Below are 2251 nucleotides of genomic sequence, written 5' to 3' on the forward strand. Positions count from 1 at the left end.
TAAACTGGTCAACGCGGTCATCACTGGTTCTCCTGGGTCTGATTGGTTGGATAGCACCCCAAGCATACCCGATCAGGGAACCAGTGATGATTTTAGCGTTCAAACGAGAAATGGTGACATACTGATGTTGCTGGCGGTGCAGGGACGGCAGCGGGTCGTGCGGCAACTCACGGCGGAAGAAGTCGAGGCGTATCAGCAACACAGGTTTAAAATTCCCAAGGAGCTGGGCGCTGATCACTGTTTGCCCGATCACGCCGTGATTGCGGTGGGTGAGCGAGATGGTCACGTGGCGTTGCTGCGGGCGGAACTGGCGACGGAAACCGTCTTGGAACACCCCTACCTCGTGCTGTGTGGCCCACCGGGCAGCGGCAAATCGACCTTCGCCAAGCATCTGGTGTGGGCCTTGGCCCAGCGCGGTCTGGATCAGATTAATCACCATACGGGCTTGCTGGGCTGGGATGACAAACGGCGCGTGTTGCCCGTGTTTATGTCCTTGCGCACGGTAGCAGGCGCATTGGTTGGGAAGGATCTCGGGTTGCACAACACACCCCATATTGGGCTGTTGCTCGATGCGGTGTGTGCCCATCTGCAAACGACCTATGGGCTTGAGCAGCCGCGTGAGCTTTTAAGTGCTGGACTGGATCGCTCGCGCACGGTCTTGTTGGTGTTTGATGGCTTGGATGAAGTGCCACTGGAAGCCACTGACCACAGCCTTGATCGCCGCTCACTGTTGACCTTTGTGCGCGTGTTTGCCAATGCCTATCCTGCCCGTATCCTGATTACCTGCCGCTCCCGCGCATGGACAGAAGACTATCGCCAGATCACGCAGTGGCCATTGGTTGAGTTGGCTCCGTTGAGCGGTGACCAAATGACCCAGTTTATCAGCACATGGTTTCCGTTGTTGCATGCGAAAGGCCTGATTGAGCAAGAGGCGATTGAGCGCTATGGCGAGCAGCTGACGCAAGCGTTGCATGACCTCCACCGCCGTCGCTTACGGGACATGGCGGAAAATCCCTTGCTGCTTGAGTATGATGATTTTTGTGCTGGCTCGCAAGGGCGTGTTGCCACGCGACCGCCATAGCCTGTACGACGGATATCCTGAAACAACTGTTGGGCGAGTGGGACACCACGAGTCGCAACGGGCAGAACTTGGGGCAGGCGGTTGGCGATGACCGGATCTCCGGCGACGAGGTGCGCGATCAGGTATTGGATCGGTTATGCTATCAGGCGCACTTAACGGCCACATCGGCGGATGGGCGGGGGCGGATTCCGAGACGCGAACTCCAATTTGCTTTGATGGAGTATTTTGCTCGGGTGAATGTGGCTGACCCCTATCGGGCGGCGGAGCGCTGTCTTGCCTATATCGATCAATGCAGCGGTTTACTCCAGCCCGAGGATGATGGGACGGTCTATGCCTTTGCCCACGTGACCTTGCAAGAGCAGAGTGCAGGTCGCCACTTAGTATTTTATGAATCACTCGATCAGTTGTTGGCGTTACGCCGCGATGACCGCTGGCGCGAACCGATCTTTTTAGGGGTTGGCTGCCTGACGAAAGCGAGTCTTGGCAGCGCTAAAATTGACCAAATCCTAACAACCTTGGTTGATTCCGATGCCTATGAAGCGGGAGAGATGCACCAGTATGACTGGTATCGCGATTTGATCTTGGCGGCTGAGTTGGGCGCGGATTGCGATTGGGGCTTGTTGCGCGGCAAGCAGATCAAGGTGGATCGTATCCAGCGACGGTTGCGAGTGGGGCTGGTTAAGCTGCTTGAAGACTACGCCCATGCCCAAGCGGCGCTGGCGTATTACAAAGGTCAAGCGATGGAGCCAGCGCCGCTGCTGGTGCATGAGCGTCAAAAAGCTGCTGAACTTCTCGCAGACTTGGGCGACCCGCGCTACCCAGTGACCATTGAGCAATGGCAACAAGAGACGCGCCAACTTTCCATACAGTTTGGCCGCGAAGGTACGCACTATTGGCGGTATGTCCCTGCGGGCCGCTATCACGTTGGCGGTTGGAAGGAAACAGAACAAGCAACAACGGTCGAGCTTCAATCCTACTGGGTTGGGCGGTTTATGGTCACGGTTGAGCAATATCGCGCGTTTATTGAGGCGGGCGGTTATACGAATGACGATTACTGGACGGATCGCGGATTGATATGGAAAAAAGCTCGGGAACGTACTGAGCCAGGCATATGGAAAATGCAACTGGAAAAGAAATATCAAAATCAACCAGTTTCTGATGTAAGCTGGT

The 2251-nt window shown here is 55.9% G+C and carries 2 protein-coding genes; both read left to right on the forward strand.

Annotated elements, in window-relative coordinates; genetic code table 11:
- The coding region (locus ABEB26_RS26790; protein ID WP_345725159.1) for an NACHT domain-containing protein at nucleotides 1-1081 on the forward strand (1081 nt) is incomplete at its 5' end.
- Between the two features lie 68 nt (nucleotides 1082-1149).
- Nucleotides 1150-2251: SUMF1/EgtB/PvdO family nonheme iron enzyme (locus tag ABEB26_RS26795; protein WP_345725160.1), on the forward strand; the 1102-nt coding region annotated here is incomplete at its 3' end.

This window comes from Herpetosiphon gulosus (assembly GCF_039545135.1).
Classification (GTDB): Bacteria; Chloroflexota; Chloroflexia; order Chloroflexales; family Herpetosiphonaceae; genus Herpetosiphon; species Herpetosiphon gulosus.